The sequence below is a fragment of the Marinifilum sp. D737 genome, assembly GCF_026672275.1.
Lineage (GTDB): Bacteria > Bacteroidota > Bacteroidia > Bacteroidales > Marinifilaceae > Marinifilum.
Window position 1 is genome coordinate 24,322 of the sequence record NZ_JANQCD010000008.1, and the last position, 20,124, is coordinate 44,445.

Genomic DNA, 20,124 nt, shown 5'->3' on the forward strand with positions numbered 1-20,124 from the left:
TAACATAAACTATTGAGTCAAGAATGTCAATTATTTTTGATAAAACATATGTAAACCGTATTGTTTCTGTTTATTATGCTATTACTTAAGATTACTATACTCAATGAATAAAGATTTACTCTTTGCACTAATACAAAATCCTAACCTTATTCCCGGAATTTACAATTACTGTGATGGATGGTGTGAGCGTTGTAAATTCACTTCCAATTGTCTTAATTTTAAGATGATGGAAGAAGGGGTTCCTGATTTAAAACCAACTGAAAATGATACTGAAGCAGAAGCTTCATCTGCAATGGAGAATTTGGATGAGATGTTTCAGTTGAGTATGGAATTATTGAATCAGGCTGCAAAAGATTTGGGTATGGAGTTGCCACAACAATCTGCCAATTTTGATGCCGAAGAGGAAGAAGAAAAAGATGAGTTGATTTTTAAAAGCCAATTGATGCTTCAGGCTGATAAGTATTCGGAATTGGTGGATGCTTGGTTTGCTGATTTTGAGTCATTATTGTATGTTGGTTCTCACTCTTTAAAGGAAATTTTTGATTTTAAGGAAGAAGAGGAGATGAATGATGCGGAATTACTGATATTCGATAAAACTGAAATTATTCGTTGGTTTCAATTTATCATCCCAAGTAAACTTTTTAGAGCACTTCGCAGTAAGGCCAATACGGAAGAAACCGGAAATGACTTTTATGCCCACGACTGTATCGCTTCAGCAAAAGTAGCGCTGATTTCAATAGACAATTCGATTGATGCATGGACAAGTTATATGCACCAATTTCCAGGTGCAGAAGATAGAATGTTACCAATATTACTTCTCCTTTCAGGATTAAGAACTTTAGTTGAGGAGGTTTTTCCTGACTCCAGAAATTTTGTTCGTCCGGGATTCGATATTTAATTAAAAAAACTGATTTTTTAATACAAAACGCTTTAAAGAGTGAATAATACAAAGCTTTTGTTATTTTATCGAATCGTTTCGGCTTTTGATTAAAACCGTTCATAATTTTTTGAAAGTAATTGATTCTATTGGGGAAATTTACCTTATCAAGAAATATTTTTGTCTCTCCTGATAAAAGTATATCTTCGCAACAGATTGAGTACAAATATTGGGTGATATTCCTGCTATGGAAGATTTAGAATATCACTTTTTGCTCATCACAGATCTTCTCTGTGTACCATAGCTTCATTATTTAATCATTGATTTGTGAAGCTGTATTGGTACGATTTCTTTAAGCATGTTTTCAAAGTATTTTCTGATTTCCTTCATAAGGAGATTTTCTATTCTCGTATATGATTTTCACTTCAATGAAAACTATTTCTATTATTGATTTTAAAATTTATTTGTGATGAGTTTAAAATTAAAAGCCATTTTTCTACTTCTTTTGGGAACAATTTTCTGGGGAATGACCTTTGTTTTCATTAAGGATGCTGTGTCATTAATGAGTGTAGCAGGATTTTTAGGATATCGTTTTTTGTTGGCAGGAATTGTGCTTAGCCTGATCTTTTACAGAAGGCTCAAGCTAATAAATAAAACGACTTTAAAGTATGGATTATTGATGTCTGTACCATTGCTAACAAGTTTTCTGGCACAAACCATAGGTTTACAGTATACCAGTGCTTCGAAAGGAGGTTTTATAACCGGGCTTTCAGTTGTATTCGTTCCTGTTATTCTCTCAATCATTCAGAGAAAGTTACCTTCCAGTAATATTTTTATTGCAGTTCTTATGGCAACAATGGGTTTGGCCATGCTAACCTTAAGCAGTAGTCTGGATTTAAATATTGGTGATTCTTGGGTGTTTCTTTCAGCCATCTTGTTTGCGATCTATATTATCATGGTTGGAAAAATAAGTCGTAAATGTGATGGGGTTTTACTTTCGCTTACACAGTTTTTGATTGTTGGTATAGTTTGCACACTTTATGCAGGAATCAGTGACGATTTGTTTATTCCTACTCAATACAAATTATGGCAGGCCATACTGTTTACAGCACTTTTTGCAACAGCATTCATGTACACCGTGCAGAATTACTATCAAAAGTATATCTCAGAAATTACGACCTCCATTATTTTCTCTTTTGAGCCTTTATTTGCAGCAGTAACGGCATTTTTCTATTTAAATGAGGAGCTTACAGAGAAAACGATTATTGGAGGATTATTAATATTTGTGGGAATTCTTTTTGCAGAATTAAAACTGGAAAATATAAAAACTCTTCTAAGTGTTGGAAAATAATAAAAACAAAAAAGTCGGAAACCACCCCGACTTTTCTATATTCACTTTATAACCCTATAACTCTATGAAAAAACCACTTTTCTGTTTTGTTATAGTACAAATGTAGGCTCAAAAACGGTTAAGCATTGCGAAAAAGTGTTAAAGAAGTTTAAAAGTTTAATTATCTTGCTTTTTTAGATTCAATCAGAATAAAATAAATGCTATGAAACTTATTAAATATGGGCTTTTTATCGCCTTTGGTATCTTTTTGTCGTGTTCATCTAACCAATCTGATGGGAATAAAATAAAAAAGGGATATGATGCTGAATTAGCAATTAAATTGAAAGCCGATCAGTATGGTATGAGTAAGTATGTTATGGCATTTTTAAAGCGAGGACCTGTTCGCAGTCATGATTCTATTACCGCTGCCAAACTACAGAAAGCTCATTTAGAAAATATTGAAAGCTTGGCAGATGAAGGTAAGTTGGTTTTGGCTGGTCCATTTTTCGATGATGGTGAAATTAGGGGGATTTATATTTTTAATGTTGAAACCATTGAAGAAGCTAAGGCCTTAACAGAGACAGATCCGGCAATAAAAGCAGGTCGGTTGGTAATGGAATTACATCCTTGGTATGGTTCCGCTGCTTTGAAGCAGGTAAATGAAATTCACAAGAGTTTACAAAAGCAAAATGTGAGTGAGCAATAGAGTTAATACGGTGCATATAGAATAGTTTATTAAATTTGCTACATAAAAAAGAATAAAGTTGGATATTTCTCTGGTTACCGAATACTCATTGTGGTGGATATTACCGATGTTTTTGCTTTCGATAGCAATTGTATATCGCTTATATTTTTACAAACAAATCTTGATAAAAGAAATAACTGTTTGGAAAACGGCCATACTTGCTGGTTTGCGTTTTATAGTTGTTTTTTTATTGCTGTTTTTATTAATAGGTCCAAGGATTAAGTACCAAAAGAGAATTAAAAATAAACCAGTTTTAATTGTTGCTCAGGATAATTCAATGTCCTTGAAATTAGGACAGGACTCATCTTATTATTTAAATCAATACCCTTCTGATCTGAACGAATTGATAAATTCCTTACAAGATGATTATGATGTAAAATCTTTAAGTTTTGGTGAAAAGGTTTCAGCCTTATCAAAATTGCATTTTAATGAACCTATAAGCGATTTTTCTTCCTTATTTCAGTTTGTAAAAGACAATTATGGAAGTTTGGGAAATGTTCGAATGCTTTTGGCTAGTGATGGATTATACAATTCAGGTGCAAATCCTCGTTATTTGAGCTCTGATATTGGTATGCCAATTCATACGATTCAGCTTGGAGATACATTGGAGATTAATGATGTGTCTATTTTTTCGTTAAAATCGAATCAAATTGGTTTTACAAATACCAAATTGCCAGTAAAAATAGGAATTAAGGCCTTGAATGTTAACAATAAAAAACTCCTTGTAGAGATAAGAAATAAGGCTAAACTCTTATTACAAGAGGAAATAAATGTTGCGGGAAAGAGCTTTTACCTTGAAAAAAATTATTTGTTAGATGCTGAGCAAAAAGGCTTGCAAAGATATAATGTAAAAGTTAGTTCCGCTTTCGAAGAATATACTCTAAAGAATAATTCTGCCGACTTTGTTGTCGATATTTTAGATTCCAAAAGAAAAATTGTAATCGCTTTCGATCAATATCATCCAGACATTGCAGCCATTAAATCAGCAATATTGGAAAATTCTAATTTCGACTTTGAATTGGTTAATTTAAATCAAAAGCAAGTAAGTTTTGAAGAAACCAATTTGATTGTATTGTACCAAATACCATCCAAAAGAAAGAATTATAAGGATTTGTTCAAGAAAATTGAATTGGCTAAAATACCAGCTTTAATTGTTGTGGGAGCAAGTTCAGATTTAAATGTATTGAACTCTTTAAATCTTGGAGTTCGTTTAAATGGCGAAAATGAGTATTATCAGGATGCTGTTTATTTGGAGAATCAGAATTTTTCTTTGTTTAATCTGCAATCGAAAGAAAAAAATGTATTTGAGAAATTACCACCGATTCGAACTCCTTTTGGAGATATTAATTTGAACAGTGAATTTCAAACATTAGCTTACCAGAAAATAAAAGGAGTAGATACACAATATCCATTAATTGCATTTGGCTCTGTTCAAGATCGAAAAATGGGTTGGATATTTGGAGAAGGGATGTGGCGTTGGAAATTGAGTGAATTTCAATTGTTTGATTCGAATACACATTTTAATGATATTGTCAATAGGATCATACAGTATTTGGCTTTAAAAGAGAAGAAGGATCAGTTGATTATTAGGCATGATAATGACTTTGCAGAAGGAAAGCAAGTGAAAATTCAAGCCGAATTGTATAATGATAGTTATGAGTTAATAAACAAATTAGACCTTCAATTTGTATTAACTAATGAAGATGAAAAGACATATAATTATCAGTTTTCAAGAAATGAAAATGACTATGATTTAACAATCAGTAGTTTAAAAAATGGAAGATATAATTATAAAGTTCAGACAGTTGGATTGGATGAGAATCTGGTACGTTCCGGTGAATTTATAGTTCGTTCCAATACCATTGAATCGAAAAGATTGCAAGCGGAAACTATAACATTAAAACAAATCTCAGGAAGTACGAATGGAACCTACTTTCGTAGTTTTGATTCCAAGAAGATAAAAACTCACTTTCTGAATGATATAGATATAAAACCAACAATTTCTTATGAATCTAATTATGGTAATGCAGTAAGTTTAATATATTTATTAAGTTTTATTATCATATTAATGGTTTTGGAATGGTTTTTGAGAAAATACTGGCTAGGAAATTAATTCTAACCACAAGAAATTTTACACTAATGACAAAACAAATATCTTTTACAAAGCGTAATTTTCGAAAATTCCTTTTATTAGGTGTTTTACCCATTATTTTTGCTGGTTGCCAAACCATGGCATTATATGATTTTGAAGGGCTAAAGGCACCCAAAGTAATTATTCCACCTGATGTTAAGACCATTGGATTTGTTGATCGAAATTTGAGTTTTGACTTGGATACTTTATCGAAATATTATGAGGTAAATAATTTAACATTAAAAGATAGTGTTGATTATTCTGAAATTCGTGCCATTAATTGTCATTTAGGTTTAAATGAAAATCTCTCTGCATATTTTGAATTGGACAGCGTTTCATATACACGATTACCTGAAAATCATGTTGTAGGGGATAGACATTATGATCCCATGTCTTGGGATAGAGTTGATAGTATTTGTGAGTCTAACGGTTCAGATATTTTAATATGCCTGGAAGACCTTCAAATATCTAATGAATATGAAATCATAGAAGGCGAAGAAAACTGGGGAATAACAGATGTAAAGTATTTTGCTGTCTGGAGAATTTATGACCCATTGTCCCAAAAATTTCATGATGTAAGAATGATTGCGGATAGTTTATTTACAGAAACCAGTTCTTACTCCTACACAAAATTGATAGAGGAGAAAATGCCTAAACGTGCAGAGATAAATGCCGAAGTAGCCTATGATGTAGGTCGGGATTATGCGGATTTAATTTCACCAAGCTGGATTTCTTTTACAAGGAAATACTTCATTGCCGGGCATCAGGATTTTTCTTTCGCTAGTTATTATTTGAATAATGATAGTGTTGATCAGGCAATTGAAATGTGGAAAAAACATGTAGATTCAGATGATAAGAAATTAGCAGGTAGGGCATGTTACAACATGGCATTGGCATACGAATTAAAGGAAGAATATCAAGAGGCGAGTAGGTGGGTGAGAAGAGCCATTAAAAAGTATAGAGAGATTGATAAAGAGCCAAAGGAATTTAAATATGTAAAAGAGTATTATAAAGAATTAATTGGTAGAACGCAAAATAATTATTTACTCGACAAATTCTTTGGAAAAGAGAAAACAGAATAAAAAAAGATCCCCTGGAAGTGTATAGTTTCAGGGGTTTTTTAATTTTGTTTTCTAGACTAAAAACAAGAACATGACAGCAGCTACAATTTTATATATCATACTTTTTATCTTAAGTTTTGATTTTATTCTTGAAAGAGTATTAGATATTTTAAATCTAAAAAAATGGACCCCAACGCTTCCAAAGATTTTAGAAGGTATCTATGAGAAAGAGAAGTACCTGAAATCACAGGAGTATCAGAAAGAGAAATACAAGTTGAGCTTTATTTCATCGGTAATTAGTTTTGCAACAAGCTTTTTAATGATTGCTTTGGGGGGATTTGCCTGGGTTGATGAGATGGTACGCGAATATACTACCAATCCAATCTGGTTAGCCTTGCTTTTCTTCGGAGTGATCATGATGGCATCGAGCGTCATTAGCTTGCCATTTTCGTATTATTCAACCTTTGTGATTGAAGAAAAGTATGGTTTTAACAGAACTACACTAAAAACTTTCATCCTGGATTTGATCAAGGGAGGGATATTGGGTATGCTAATTGGTGGAGGATTACTTGCTCTGTTAATTTGGATTTATCTTCAAACTACCAATAATTTCTGGTGGATGGCTTGGGCTGTTTTGGCAGTATTCATGATTTTTATGACGATGTTTTACTCCTCATTAATTGTTCCTTTATTTAATAAACAGACCCCATTAGAGGATGGTGAATTGAAAGATGAGATTCAAAAGTTTGCCCACAAGACAGGCTTTAAGCTTGATAATGTATTTGTGATGGATGGCTCAAAAAGATCATCGAAAGGAAATGCCTATTTCAGTGGCCTAGGAGCAAAGAAACGAATTGTACTATTTGATACTTTAATTAGTGAATTATCAACCCAGGAAATTGTTGCGGTTTTAGCGCATGAAATTGGCCATTACAAGAAAAAACATACCCGAAGTGGAATCATTTTGTCATTGCTTCAAACCGGATTGATGTTTTACATCTTTTCTCTTTTTATTGGCAATGAAAACTTATCGTCAGCTCTTGGAGCTGAACAACATGCTTTCCATTTGGGTTTAATTGCTTTCGGTATTTTATATTCTCCAATTTCCACCGTTTTAGGATTAGGGATGAATCTACTTTCAAGAGCTAACGAATATCAGGCAGATGAGTATGCAAAACAAAATTACGATGGACAATCATTGGGGGATGCTTTAATAAAACTTTCGGTTAGTACATTAAGTAATCTTACACCACATAAGGCATATGTGTTTTTCTATTATTCGCATCCAACTTTACTGCAAAGATTGAAAGCAATAAATTTTACAAAGAACAAAGACTAATTATAAAAAGGAATGCAAGCAGAAATTATCACCATTGGGGATGAGATATTGATTGGGCAAGTTGTAGATACAAATTCTGCCTGGATGGCGAAAGAGCTAAGTAAATATGGAATCGGCGTATCCAAGATCACAAGTATATCAGACGAGGCAGATGACATTGTAAAAACAATTGAAGCTGCAATGAAGAGATCACCTCTTGTATTAATGACTGGAGGTTTAGGTCCAACAAATGACGATATCACAAAGAAGACTTTGAGTGATTATTTTGGAATGAAGCTCATTCAGGATGATGAATTGTATCAAAAGATTCAGGATCGACTTGCTAAGTATGGAATTCCAATGAATCGTTTCAATAGAGAACAGGCCTTGATACCTGATAGAGCGAGAATCATTCCTAATGATTTTGGTTCTGCACCATGCATGTGGTTCGAGAAAGATAAACGTATCCTGGTATCGATGCCTGGCGTGCCATTCGAAATGAAAGGAATCATGCAAAATGGATTGATACCGGCAATAACAGATCATTTTGTAACTTCCGAAATTGTTCACAAAACCATTATGACGGATGGAATAGGTGAGTCGGTTTTGGCACAAATGTTAAGTGATTGGGAGGGAAATTTACCTCAGGATATGAAGTTGGCTTATTTGCCTTCGCCTGGAAAAGTAAGACTTAGATTAAGCATTACAGGTGATAGTAAACCTGAACTTGAAAAAATGGTTGATGCGGAAGTTCAAAAATTAAAGAAGATATTACCAGATAATATTTTTGCTTACGACGACATTGCCATTGAGGAACGTATAGCTGAACTTTTATTGGAAAAAGGGAAAACTTTAGGAACCGCCGAGAGTTGTACTGGTGGATATATTGCTCATTTAATTACATCTCACGCTGGCAGTTCAGCTTATTTTAAAGGGAGTGTAGTTTCTTATTCCAATGAAATAAAAGAAAATGTTTTAGGTGTAAATTCCAAAGATTTGGAGGAATTTGGTGCGGTAAGTCAAGAGATAGTTGAGCAAATGGCTACAGGGGCCAGGAAAGTTTTGAATACTGATTATGCGGTAGCAACTTCTGGCATTGCAGGCCCTGATGGAGGAACTGATGAAAAACCCGTGGGAACTGTTTGGATTGCACTTGCAGGAGATTTTGGTGTGCGATCTGAAAAGCTTGAACTGTATAAAGTGAGAGAAAGAAATATAAAGGTTTCGGCTTTTAAAGTATTGAACTTACTTCGAAAGGAACTGGAGAAATAAAATGATATTGCATATTATTGGAAGGCTTGCTTTATGGCAAGCCTTTTTTTGTGAGAGTAAGTGGAATTCAATTTGATATTTACATTCAGATTTCAATAGAATAGATAATGTTATATAAAGTATTTGTTGGTTTTTCTTTTTTAATGTGCTAAATTTCAGTAACTAATCTTGTTTTGTGTTTTAACATATAGATTTAAATAAAAGCTAAACACATCTAGATGTTTGGATATATAGATGAAAGTATATACATTTGAATCAAAATCAATAAACAATCAATAAACAATCAATAAACATGCGAAACATTATCTACCTATTGACTTTTGTTCTGGTGATGACAAATGCCCCAATGGTATTTTCTCAGCAATCGGAACTTAAATTGAGTTTAAAAGATGCTTTGCAAAAAGCCGAAGAAAACAACAGGCAAATAAATAAAGCGAAAGAGAAAGGGAAGGCTGCAAAAGCAGAATTTCGTCAGACCAATTCAGTTTTTCTTCCCAATTTAAATTTATCTCATACTGCCATAACAACAAATGATCCCTTGGCAGCATTTGGTTTTAAACTGAAGCAGGAAATTACGACACAAGTCGATTTTAATCCTGTTTTGTTGAATGATCCGGATCGAATCGAGAACTACAATACCAAAATTGAAGTTCAGCAACCCATAATTAATATTGATGGTTTGTATGGTAGGAAAGCAGCCAATGCGAAAATGCAGGCTGTAGATTATACTACGGAGCGAACCATAAACTTTACAAAGTTTGAAGTTAAGAAGGCGTACTACCAATTAGAACTGGCACATGAAGCAGTTAATGTGATTGGAAAATCTTTGGAAACAGCAAAATCTGCTTTACAATTAACCAAAGACAATCTGGAGCAAGGATATGTAAAGGAGGCTGATTTGTTATCTGCAAAAGTTCGTGTGCTTGAATTAAAAAATCAGCTGGCTGATGCTAACAATGCCCAAAAGCAGGCAGGTGAATTATTAGCTTATATATTGGGGTTTGACATTCGAACTGAAATTGTGACTACCGAGAAATTAGATCAAAAGCCTTCTCTTTTACAAGCAATAAACAAAGGGCAGGATGAAGGAATACGCTCCGATATAATGGCTTACAAAAAAAGTTTAGATGCTCGTGAGAATATGCTGAAGTCAGAAAAAATGAGATTTATTCCGCGTTTGAATGCCTTTGGAGCTTATGAATGGAATGATTCTCAGCTGCTGGGAACATCAGCCAATAATTACCTGATTGGAGCAAGCTTATCCTGGGATATTTTTAAGGGGTATAAAAATGTTGGTAGAGTGCAGAAAGCAAGGGCAGAGTTAAAGATTGCAGAATTGGATCTTGCCGACTATCAATCCAAATCGAGTATGGAGATACAAGCTGCCAAAAGAAACTTAAAAATTGCCTTCGATAGAATTGAAATAAGCAAATTGGCAAAGGATCAGGCCGAAGAAGCATATAGAATCAGAACCAACAGGTACAAGCAGGGATTGGAAAAAACAACTGATGTATTGCAGTCTGAATCGATGGCAATGATGAAAAATTTGGATTATATCAACTCATTATATCAATATCATGTAGCAGTTTTCCACTTGGAATTACTGCTCGAGAAAGAATTACAATAAGCAAAACAAATCTCAAAAAAATAATAAAGATGAACTCTAAGACAATATTATTGATTGCAATAACTGCCACACTAGCTTGGGGATTCCAATCGTGCGGTAGTGAATCAAATGTAAAGGAAAATCAGAAAGCGGATGTTACCGTAAGTGTACAAACCGTTAAAATGACAAATCAACCTGAACTTTTGAATTTTTCGGGAAAGATTGAAGCTGAGACTCATTCTAACTTAAGTACACGTATTATGGGGCAGATTGCCAGGATATTTGTAGAACCTGGACAAAAAGTAAGCAAAGGTCAGTTGTTGGTTCAGATTAAGGATCAGGACATACAGGCCAAAAAGGCACAGGTGAAAGCCAATATGATTAAGGCGGAAGCTGCTTTTGAAAATGCGGAGAAGGATTACAAGAGATTTACTGTTCTGTTCGAACAAAAAAGTGCTTCTCAGAAAGAATTAGATGATGTAACGACACATTACAATATGGCCAAAGCCGAGATGGAAACTGTGAAACAAATGGAAGCTGAAATAAATGAAATGCTGCGATACTCGGCGATAAGAGCACCCTATCATGGAATTATTGCTAAAAAGTATATGAACGAAGGAGATTTGGCTTCTCCGGGAATGCCATTGGTAGCTATTGAAAAACCAGGAGAATATAAAGTGTTGGCAAGAATACCTGAAACAGAGATTTCAAAAATTCAAAAGAATGATCCTGTAAAAGTGAAAATTAAAGCAATAAATGAAATTGTAAATGGTAAAATCACAGAAGTAAATCCTTCAGCATTATATACCGGGAATCAGTTTGAAGCCAAGATTCTTTTGGAACCAACTGAAAGTCAAATATCAAAATTATTTAGTGGTATGTATGCACAGGTTAGTCTCGAAAAAGGAGGGATGCCAGGTATTTTGATTCCAAATAATGTGTTGGTGAGAAAAGGACAACTAACTGGTGTTTATACAGTGAGTCAAATGGGTACAGCCATGTTGCGCTGGGTGCGAGTTGGTAAAACCAAAGGTAATATGACTGAAGTATTATCAGGATTAAGCGATGGAGAAAAGTATATCGTTTCGTACCAGGGTAAAATTTGGGATGGTGCAAAAATAAGCATTAAGTAGTTCGATCATCAAAAAGTAAAATTAAGTTCTAACATCAAATGTTTAGAAAATGAAAACAGGATTTGCAGGCGGTATCGCCAACTTATTTATAAATTCAAAATTGACTCCTCTTTTAATGGTCGCTTTCATGATTATTGGAATGTATAGCGCTTACCTCACACCAAGAGAGGAAGAACCACAAATAGATGTTCCCATTGCTGATATTTTTTTAATGTATCCGGGAGCAAGCCCATCGGAAATTGAATCACGTGTAATGCAACCGCTTGAGAAAGTTGTTGCAAACATACCTGGGGTAGAATATGTTTACTCTACATCCATGCCGGGACAAGCTATGTTAATTGTTCAGTTTTATGTAGGAGAAGATGTTGAAAAATCTCTTGTTAAAATGTACAACGAGATTATGAAACACATGGATGAAATGCCGAAAGGAACTTCCATGCCATTGATCAAAACTCGTGCAATAGATGATGTTCCGGTACTTGGACTGACTTTTTGGAGCGAAACTTACGATGATTTTCAGTTAAAGAGAATTGCACAGGAAGTAAACAATGAAATTGAAAAGGTAAATGAAGTATCAGAAACCAAAGTAATTGGTGGACGTTCGCGTCAAGTTCGTGTGGTTTTAAATCGCGAACAAATGGCTGGTTATAATATTGATGCATTAAGCATCTCTCAACAAATTCAGGTGTCAAATCAGCAAATTGGTTCAGGATCATTTAATAGTCACGATAAGGAATACCTTGTTGAAACGGGTAAATTCCTGGAAAATGCTGATGATGTATCCAATTTGGTGGTAGGAGTTTACAAGGGAAGTCCAATCTATCTAAAACAGGTAGCAGAAGTAATAGATGGACCAGAAATACCATCACAATATGTAAGTTTTGGTTATGGTAAAATTAATGATGCAAAGGTGCAGTTTAAGGGAGAATATCCCGCAGTTACCATTTCTGTGGCAAAACGCCGCGGTGCTGATGCAATGAAAGTGTCTGAACAAATTCTGACAAAGATAGAATCCCTAAAAAAAGATTTGATCCCTTCTGATGTGCAGATTGATGTAACCAGGAATTATGGAGAAACTGCCTCGGATAAGGTAGCTGAGTTGTTACTACACCTTCTTGGTGCAATTGTAGCCGTAACATTTGTGGTAATGCTGGCTATGGGGTGGCGTGGAGGATTGGTTGTATTTCTTTCGGTTCCGATTACTTTTGCATTAACCATGTTTAGTTATTACTTCCTCGATTACACATTAAATCGAATTACGCTTTTTGCATTGGTTTTTGTAACTGGGATTGTGGTTGACGATTCCATTATCATTGCAGAGAATATGCACAGGCACTTTAAAATGAAGCGTCTGCCATTTATGCAAGCTGCTTTACGTTCCATCGATGAAGTGGGAAATCCAACAATTCTGGCAACTTTTACGGTAATTGCAGCCGTTTTGCCGATGGTTTTTGTTTCCGGATTAATGGGGCCTTACATGAGTCCAATGCCAATAGGTGCATCCATTGCCATGATATTCTCATTGCTGGTGGCCCTTACTATTACGCCTTACCTTGCCTATCGCTTGCTTCATCACGAGGAGAAGGAAGGCAAAGAAGAAAAAGCTTTTAAACTTGAAGATTCTTTAATCTATAAAATGTATGCTGCCACCATTCGTCCAATGTTGGAATCGCGATTGAAGCGTTGGGGATTCATCAGTATTGTAAGTGTACTTCTGCTGGCTTCAACTACTCTAATCTATTTTAAAATGGTTGCAGTAAAGATGTTGCCGTTCGATAACAAGAACGAATTCCAGGTAGTGATTGACATGCCAGAAGGAACAACATTGGAACGTACAGCTGTGGTGGCTAAGGAGTTGGCAGCTTATATCGCTCAACAAGAAAATGTAGTTGATTACCAAACCTATGTTGGAACTGCTGCACCAATTAATTTTAATGGTTTGGTTCGTCATTACGATTTAAGAAAAGGATCGAATGTTGCGGATATACAGGTAAACCTTACGCATAAGCACGATCGGGACCTGCAAAGTCATGATATTGCCAAGGCGATGAGACCTGGACTGCAGGAAATCGGAAAGAAATTTAATGCCAATGTAAAAGTGGTGGAAGTTCCTCCGGGACCACCTGTAATGTCAACCTTGGTAGCTGAAATTTATGGACCAGATAGTGAAGGTCAGATTAGTGTGGCTAAGCAGCTAAAAGGAATATTTGGAAAGACCAATGATGTGGTTGATGTAGATTGGTTGGTTGAGGATGATCAGACCGAATTCCAGTTCAATGTGGATAAAGAAAAAGCCATGTTGGCAGGGGTTTCAACTCAACAGGTGGTTCATACTTTAAATATGGCATTGCGAGGGCATGAGGTTTCTCAACTGTACCAGGAACATGAACATGAGCAAGTAGGAATTGATTTGAGGCTACAAGAAAAGGACAGAAGTAGCTTGACTGATCTAAAGAAAGTAAATGTTCTTACACAATCGGGCCAACTGATTCCTTTGGGGGATATTGTTGATATCCAGGAAAAAATCAAAGAGAAAAGTATTTACAGGAAAAACCAAAAAAGAGTGGTTTATGTAACTGCTGATGTTGCCGGAAAATTGGAAAGCCCTGTTTATGGTATTATGGAAATATCGGATAATCTTACTGATATTAAAGTGCCAGAAGGATATGAGTTAATGGAAGAGTATACACAACAACCATTTTTCGAAGACAATTACAGTTTGAAATGGGATGGCGAATGGCAAATTACATACGAAGTTTTCCGCGATTTGGGAGCTGCTTTTGGCGTGGTTTTATTGGTGATTTACATGTTGATTATTGGTTGGTTCCAGAATTTTAAAGTCCCATTTGTAATGATGGTTTCCATACCACTTTCTCTTGTTGGGATATTGATTGGTCATTGGTTAATGGGGGCATTTTTTACAGCAACTTCCATGATTGGTATGATTGCCCTGGCAGGAATCATGGTTCGAAATGCCATTCTGTTGATCGACTTTATCAATCTGAGACTAGCCGAAGGAGTGCCATTAAAGGAAGCAGTAATTGAGGCTGGTGCAGTTCGTACTACACCAATTCTACTGACAGCAGGAACCGTGGTAATTGGTGCCGTAGTAATCCTGTTTGATCCTATCTTCCAGGGACTTGCAATTTCCTTAATGGGAGGATCGATAGCTTCAACATTCTTAACCTTAGTGATTGTACCATTAATTTATTACATGACTGAGAAGAAGAAATATCCGGAAGTAAAAGAAGAAATAGAAATTTCCAATGAATAATCACATAAAGTCGAAAATATGAAGGTTGTTATCATTTTTTGTGTGAAAGCATTTTACAAAGAGCTAAAACAGATATACAATACAGCAGGTATTGATGCCTATAGCGAATTTGATGTAAGAGGTTATACCAATAAACGTAGTGGAAAATGTGAGGCACCAAATTGGTTTGCCTCTAGTAAAGATCATTACGACTCTATCGCTACTTTTTCCTTTTTAAACCAGGAAAAAGGGGATGTATTAATGAAGCAGATTGAAGAGTTCAATAAAGGAATTGATTGTTGCAGCCCGATTCATGCATATATGCTTGATGTTGAGAAGTTTATTTAAATAAAATAGATATGAGAGAAAGAATTATAAGAGGAATTGCCGGTACCCTGGTACTGATAAGTATTATTTTGGCAATCTATGTAAATATTAACTGGTTGTTTTTAACAGCATTTGTAGGTTTAAATCTCTTACAATCTTCAATCACCAAATGGTGTTTAATGGATGATATTTTGAGAAAGGTTTTTAAAGTGGATAGTTAATCCGCAAGTTTTGTTTATTGATTGAGAATCCCGAAGCAAATGTTTGTTTCGGGATTTTTTAAATATTCAAATGTAGATTTATTTGTACTGGTTACACTTTAGTGGGAAATACTAAAGGTAAGATTGATTTTACTGAAATTAGCTAGGTTTAATAGTGGAGTTGAAACACTAATCAAAAACTTAGCATACTAAGTCTCCAACAAGAAGCATACTAAGTCTTCAACAAGAAGTATACTAAGTTTTGGACATTAAGTATACTCTAATTTTATTTAGGCATAAAAGCATGAGGAATCATATAGATTATAAGTTTTCTTAAATATTCTTGTGGAATTCTTTTTGTCAGATTATCAGATACTAGTGATGCATTTTGAGTGTTTTAAGTGTGCTGAGAATTTAATGAAATATTATGCCTGAGTGATTGTGCATAGATTTTTAGCTCTAATAGGACATTTATTAGAATATGGACACCAAGAAAAGTTAGTCTGATTAATAAAGATGATAAGTTAATATCATGTATTTGTAATTGTTGAAGTTGATGTTTAAATTTAGTAGGTCTAAAAGAACTCCACCTAGATGAAATATGTATTCCAATTAATATCAATTATTTTTTTGTTTGGCTGTAGCAACGAGAAAATAGCTAGTTTCTTAAATAAGGATGAACAAAAATGGCTTTTAGAGAATGGCGATTCAATTAGGGTAGTTCAAGATCCTTTGTTTGCACCTCTTGATTTTCTCAACTCAAAAGATGAGGTTGTTGGTATTTCTGATGATTATTTAGATTTAATTGAAAAGAAACTAAATATCAAGTTTATTCGAACACATCGTAACAGCTTGGAAGAAAATCTAAATTTTATTAAGAATAAAAAAGTGGAAATTGCAACTTCTATAGCAAAAACTCCACAACGTAGTAAGTATTTACTTTTTACAGAACCTTACTATAAATCACCTGCAGTAATTATTAGTAATAAAAGCAAAAAATTGGCAATTAATGATTTACTGGGAAAAAAGGTTGGTGTAAGTAATATGTTTGCAGTACATGAATATTTGGTGAAAAATTATCCTGAATTAGATTTAGATGTAGTACCAGATGATTTAACAGGATTAAAAAAATTGGTTTTCAATGAAACGGATGTAATGGTTGTGGATTTGGGATCGGCTTCATTTCATTTAGAGAATTTGGGGATTGTGAAGCTCCATGTGGCAGGTAATGTCGGGTTTACCTATGAAATAGCAATGGGAGTTCGCGATGACATGCCAATTCTAAGAGATATCCTGAACAAAACAATTCGTTCGATTGATAGAGCTGAAAAAAACAAAATACGTAAAGATTGGGTTTTTCTTTCGACTCGTGAATTTTGGGAACGTAAAAACTTTTGGTATTGGTCGAGTGCTATCATTCTGGTTTTTTTAATCGTATTTTCAGTTGTATTATTTTTTAACCGAAGGTTGCAAAAATTGGTAAAGAGAAGTACTTCAGAACTAAATAAAGAACTTAAACAAAGACTGATTGCAGAAAACTCATTACGAGAAAGTGAAGAAAAATATAGAATTGTTGCAGAGCAAAAAGGCCAAATAGTATATGATTATAACTTGCTGAATGATAGGATTTATTGGTCGGGAGATTTGGAGAGAACTATTGGTTTAACACCTAAAGAATATGAGTCGGTTACAATAAAAGATTGGGAAAGCTTGGTGCATCCTGATGATGTTACTGAAGCAAAAAAAATGTTGGAACAATCTATTGCGAATGGAGAAAATTACGATGTAATATACAGGTACAAACGAAAGGATGGTTCTTATGTTCCAATAAATGACAAGGGGACTTTTCTTAAAGATAAAGACAATAAGGCCTACCGAATGTTGGGAATAATGAATGACATATCAATGCAAATTGAAAGGGAAGAGCAGCTTAAAGAAGCAATAAAAATTGCTGAGAATGCTGATCATTTAAAAACCCAGTTTCTTGCCAATATGTCACACGAAATTAGAACTCCTATGAATAGTATCGTTGGTTTTTCATCCTTGTTAACTATGCCCAATATAACTAGAGATAAGCAACTTAAGTATAGTGATTTTATTCAGCAGAGCTCGGATTATTTACAAAAAATAATTGATGATATTATGGATATTTCCATGATTGAGAGTGAGCAAATTAATTTATACAATGAGGAAGTTAATGTTAAAAAGTTAATTGAAACGCTTAAGGAATTTTTTGAAAATCATGACAAAATAACCAATGAAAGTATCGAGTTGAGCACACAAATTGATTTGGATGAAGTAAATGAAAATTTATATACTGATGAGGTAAGATTAAAGCAAATCCTAATCAACCTGGTAGGAAATGCTTGTAAGTATACAGACAAAGGATCAGTTCGAATTCATTGTTCGAAACGAGATCATACTTCTTTGTTGTTTGAAGTTAAGGATACTGGGGTTGGAATTCCTGAAGACCAAATAGAGAATATATTCGATCGATTTTTACAGGTTAAAAATCAGGGAATGGAGAACAATAGTGGAACAGGCCTCGGATTATCTATTTCGAAAGGTTTGGTTGAACTGCTAGGGGGAGAAATTTGGTGTGAATCTGCAGTTGGAGTTGGTACAAGCTTCTATTTTACTTTACCGATAAGAGTATTCAGCAGTAAAAGGAGATAAATACATAGAGCCATTGATCTTTCAATGGCTTTTTTTAGTACTTATATCTATACTACACGATTAAAAATGTGAATATTGAGTATTCAAATCACTAGGAAACGAAGTTTTTCAGATCAATTGATGAAACTCCTTTATTTTTTGACAAAACTAATGCTTAATTTAATAATTCATGTAAAAGTAAATAAATGTAAGATTGTGTTAAGAAGTTGAAAATGTTGAGTAATATTTTAATTGCATGTCGATGAGTAGGTTTAAGGCGAAAATTGCTGGAATTTGATTTTTATACTTTCAATTTCTATAAGATTATGCTGCTAAACATAGTGTTTATGCTGAATTTATAGGGCTTTGCAATGAAAAAAAACTTGTTAAAAAAGCATTGTGATTTTTATGGAACTTTTATTTTTGCCGTTCAAATTATAGCAATTTTATATGATCCGTAAGCTTCAATACTTATTTGCAATTAGCTCAAAAGAGCGATTTCACCGATATCTTTTAAAGAAAGGTGTTAAAATTGGCAAGAATGTTAATTTTAAGAATAGAAAGACCTTGGATTTTGATTTATCAAAGCCATCTTTGATAGAAATTGGGGACAATGTATTTTTCAATAAATATTTTACACTCCTAACACATGATGCGGTATCAAGATTGTACAGGGTGAAATATAAGGATTATATGCCTTATTCTATCGGAAAAGTAAAAATTGGAAATAATGTTTCTTTTGCCCGTAGGGTTACAGTTCTTAAAGGTGTGACCATTGGTGACAATGTATTTATTGGACATGGTTCTCTGGTTTCAAAGGATATTCCATCAAACTGTATTGCTGTAGGCAGACCTGCTAAACCTGTGTGCTCGCTGGATGAATACTACGAAAGATCAAGAAGAAAATACATGGAAGAAATGAAGGAGTATTATCATCACATTAAGAATGTAGAGAATAGAACTCCTACTGTTGAAGATTTTAAAAAAGAGTATTCATTATTTATTAATGGCGATAAGATCGATGAATTTCTTGAATCTTTAGATAAAAGATCGAATCGAAAATTGAGACAAGAAATGGAAAATAACTATGATTGTTATAAGCATAATCATGTTGCCATGTTTAATGGGTTTGATGATATGGTAGCTAATTTTTAGCTAGTTGAATTTTAAGTCGAAACTAGGTTAATATTATAAAAAGAGCCATTGATTATTTTCAATGGCTCTTTGTGAATTAAATAACAGAAATAAATTATATCATAGGCATATGTGTTTAGTGTGTGTGTGTAAGTATTTGTTTGTGTTGTTTTATTTAAATGCTGTAAACTGTTGTTATCTTACAACTATTTCTTTTTATCGTATACATACCAGTATGCAGTACCTACAAATAGTGCGCCTCCAACAATATTACCTAAGGTTGCAGGAATCAGGTTTTTAACAATGAAATCCATCCAGGTAATGTCCGCACCATGAAATATAGCAACCGGAATAAAGAACATGTTGGCAACACAGTGTTCAAATCCCATAGCTACGAATGCCATTACCGGGAACCAAATTCCTAAGATTTTGCTGGCAATGTCTTTTGATGCATAGGCTAGCCACATTGCCAAAGCTACCATCCAGTTACATGCTATTCCTTTTAGGAAAGTTTTGTAGAACGGATTTGAAGTTTTTGCAATTGCGATATTGATTGCAGAATCTACAGATGGTGAATGCATAATTGCCTGAGTTAGATAAACCAGGAAATAGGCAACAATCATCGATCCAATAAAATTACCGAAATAAACAATAGCCCAATTCTTTAATGGTACCTTTACAGACATTCTTTTTGATAGTACCGAAGGAATGAAATAAGCTGTATTTCCTGTAAATAATTCAGCTCCAGCTACCGCGCAAAGTATTAAACCCAATGGGAAAACTGCTCCAAAAAAGAACTTTTGTAATCCCGGGTTGCTTGCTGCTAGGCCTGGCATTGCTCCACCAACAACCAAGGCTAATAAGCTACCCATTGCAATATATCCTCCTGCTAAAATTGCCAATACAAAGGTTTTCTTAGCAGGCATTACTTTCTTTGCTTCAGCTGTATGGTTAACTTCTTCCACAGTTTCTTTCGGAGAATTAAAGCCGGTTGAAACTTGAGGCGTTACTACAGATGTTGCAGATTTTGGTTTTACCACCTCAATGACTTCTGTGGTTTCTTGAAATGACATGTTATTTTA

General features: G+C 34.3%; 15 protein-coding genes. 14 read left to right on the forward strand and 1 reads right to left on the reverse strand.

Annotated features, from left to right (window positions below):
• The first annotated feature begins 103 nt into the window (after positions 1-103).
• From NQ163_RS06920 to NQ163_RS06985, 14 genes are all read left to right on the forward strand, one after another.
• Positions 104-898 (forward strand): hypothetical protein, encoded by a 795-nt coding sequence (locus tag NQ163_RS06920; protein WP_268189563.1) that lies wholly within the window; start codon positions 104-106, stop codon positions 896-898.
• A 448-nt stretch (positions 899-1,346) separates the two neighbouring features.
• A complete protein-coding gene (locus tag NQ163_RS06925; protein WP_268189564.1) occupies positions 1,347-2,228 on the forward strand; it encodes a DMT family transporter in 882 nt (293 codons plus the stop codon).
• Between the two features lie 202 nt (positions 2,229-2,430).
• On the forward strand, positions 2,431-2,913 hold the full coding sequence (locus NQ163_RS06930) for a YciI family protein (RefSeq protein WP_268189565.1): 483 nt from the start codon (positions 2,431-2,433) through the stop codon (positions 2,911-2,913).
• Positions 2,914-3,073: 160 nt separating this feature from the next.
• The gene (locus NQ163_RS06935) at positions 3,074-5,065 is read left to right on the forward strand and encodes a hypothetical protein (protein ID WP_268189566.1); all 1,992 of its coding nucleotides are present in this window, start codon (positions 3,074-3,076) and stop codon (positions 5,063-5,065) included.
• 26 nt (positions 5,066-5,091) lie between these two features.
• A complete protein-coding gene (locus tag NQ163_RS06940) occupies positions 5,092-6,165 on the forward strand; it encodes a DUF6340 family protein (RefSeq protein ID WP_268189567.1) in 1,074 nt (357 codons plus the stop codon).
• A 70-nt stretch (positions 6,166-6,235) separates the two neighbouring features.
• On the forward strand, positions 6,236-7,483 hold the full coding sequence (locus NQ163_RS06945) for a M48 family metallopeptidase (protein WP_268189568.1): 1,248 nt from the start codon (positions 6,236-6,238) through the stop codon (positions 7,481-7,483).
• Between the two features lie 12 nt (positions 7,484-7,495).
• Positions 7,496-8,734 carry a competence/damage-inducible protein A gene (locus NQ163_RS06950; protein WP_268189570.1) on the forward strand — a complete coding sequence of 413 codons (1,239 nt, stop codon included), beginning with the start codon at positions 7,496-7,498 and terminating at the stop codon, positions 8,732-8,734.
• 292 nt (positions 8,735-9,026) lie between these two features.
• Complete coding sequence (locus tag NQ163_RS06955) at positions 9,027-10,361, forward strand: TolC family protein (protein WP_268189571.1); 1,335 nt, start codon at positions 9,027-9,029, stop codon at positions 10,359-10,361.
• Between the two features lie 29 nt (positions 10,362-10,390).
• Entirely contained in the window at positions 10,391-11,473 is a 1,083-nt protein-coding gene (locus NQ163_RS06960) for an efflux RND transporter periplasmic adaptor subunit (RefSeq protein WP_268189572.1), read from the forward strand.
• Positions 11,474-11,522: 49 nt separating this feature from the next.
• Complete coding sequence (locus NQ163_RS06965) at positions 11,523-14,747, forward strand: efflux RND transporter permease subunit (protein WP_268189574.1); 3,225 nt, start codon at positions 11,523-11,525, stop codon at positions 14,745-14,747.
• Between the two features lie 18 nt (positions 14,748-14,765).
• Positions 14,766-15,074 carry a hypothetical protein gene (locus NQ163_RS06970; protein WP_268189575.1) on the forward strand — a complete coding sequence of 103 codons (309 nt, stop codon included), beginning with the start codon at positions 14,766-14,768 and terminating at the stop codon, positions 15,072-15,074.
• 11 nt (positions 15,075-15,085) lie between these two features.
• On the forward strand, positions 15,086-15,274 hold the full coding sequence (locus tag NQ163_RS06975) for a YgaP family membrane protein (RefSeq protein ID WP_268189577.1): 189 nt from the start codon (positions 15,086-15,088) through the stop codon (positions 15,272-15,274).
• 573 nt (positions 15,275-15,847) lie between these two features.
• On the forward strand, positions 15,848-17,929 hold the full coding sequence (locus tag NQ163_RS06980; protein WP_268189578.1) for an ATP-binding protein: 2,082 nt from the start codon (positions 15,848-15,850) through the stop codon (positions 17,927-17,929).
• A 429-nt stretch (positions 17,930-18,358) separates the two neighbouring features.
• Positions 18,359-19,063 (forward strand): acyltransferase, encoded by a 705-nt coding sequence (locus NQ163_RS06985; protein ID WP_268189579.1) that lies wholly within the window; start codon positions 18,359-18,361, stop codon positions 19,061-19,063.
• Between the two features lie 185 nt (positions 19,064-19,248).
• Here NQ163_RS06985 and NQ163_RS06990 read toward each other — a convergent pair whose 3' ends face one another.
• Entirely contained in the window at positions 19,249-20,115 is an 867-nt protein-coding gene (locus NQ163_RS06990; protein WP_268189580.1) for a formate/nitrite transporter family protein, read from the reverse strand.
• Between the last annotated feature and the right edge of the window lie 9 nt (positions 20,116-20,124).

Coding starts and splice junctions, on each gene's coding strand:
- NQ163_RS06920 (WP_268189563.1), top strand. CDS start 104: ATGAATAAAGATTTACTCTTTGCACTAATACAAAATCCTAACCTTATT.
- NQ163_RS06925 (WP_268189564.1), top strand. CDS start 1,347: ATGAGTTTAAAATTAAAAGCCATTTTTCTACTTCTTTTGGGAACAATT.
- NQ163_RS06930 (WP_268189565.1), top strand. CDS start 2,431: ATGAAACTTATTAAATATGGGCTTTTTATCGCCTTTGGTATCTTTTTG.
- NQ163_RS06940 (WP_268189567.1), top strand. CDS start 5,092: ATGACAAAACAAATATCTTTTACAAAGCGTAATTTTCGAAAATTCCTT.
- NQ163_RS06945 (WP_268189568.1), top strand. CDS start 6,236: ATGACAGCAGCTACAATTTTATATATCATACTTTTTATCTTAAGTTTT.
- NQ163_RS06950 (WP_268189570.1), top strand. CDS start 7,496: ATGCAAGCAGAAATTATCACCATTGGGGATGAGATATTGATTGGGCAA.
- NQ163_RS06955 (WP_268189571.1), top strand. CDS start 9,027: ATGCGAAACATTATCTACCTATTGACTTTTGTTCTGGTGATGACAAAT.
- NQ163_RS06960 (WP_268189572.1), top strand. CDS start 10,391: ATGAACTCTAAGACAATATTATTGATTGCAATAACTGCCACACTAGCT.
- NQ163_RS06965 (WP_268189574.1), top strand. CDS start 11,523: ATGAAAACAGGATTTGCAGGCGGTATCGCCAACTTATTTATAAATTCA.
- NQ163_RS06970 (WP_268189575.1), top strand. CDS start 14,766: ATGAAGGTTGTTATCATTTTTTGTGTGAAAGCATTTTACAAAGAGCTA.
- NQ163_RS06975 (WP_268189577.1), top strand. CDS start 15,086: ATGAGAGAAAGAATTATAAGAGGAATTGCCGGTACCCTGGTACTGATA.
- NQ163_RS06980 (WP_268189578.1), top strand. CDS start 15,848: ATGAAATATGTATTCCAATTAATATCAATTATTTTTTTGTTTGGCTGT.
- NQ163_RS06985 (WP_268189579.1), top strand. CDS start 18,359: ATGATCCGTAAGCTTCAATACTTATTTGCAATTAGCTCAAAAGAGCGA.
- NQ163_RS06990 (WP_268189580.1), bottom strand. CDS start 20,115: ATGTCATTTCAAGAAACCACAGAAGTCATTGAGGTGGTAAAACCAAAA.